General features: G+C 32.9%; 1 protein-coding gene. It reads left to right on the top strand.

All coding sequences use genetic code 11. The annotated features are described in order from the left end of the window. On the top strand, window positions 1-228 hold a 228-nt coding region (locus tag AC3II9_RS22730), incomplete at both ends, for a hypothetical protein (RefSeq protein WP_489159066.1).

Raw genomic sequence — 228 nt, 5'->3', positions numbered from 1 at the left:
CCGCGATTTCTATAATCAAGCAATCGCCAAAATGGTCGGTGTTTATGACTTAAGACATCCAAAGAAAAATGTTGTTGAACCACAAATTCATATTGGTAAAAGTATTTATTCAATCGATTTTGAATTTCATAAACAATTAACGGGTCAAAAACTAGAAAAATTAATTTCAAGTTATAACCTGAATTTTTCTGGCTTAAGAACCATTAACCGCCGCGATGGTTTTGGCTC

This window comes from Lysinibacillus sp. RU7 (genome assembly GCF_057837305.1).
Note: the sequence above shows the minus strand (reverse complement) of the source record. Positions and strands in the feature narration are given on the sequence as shown.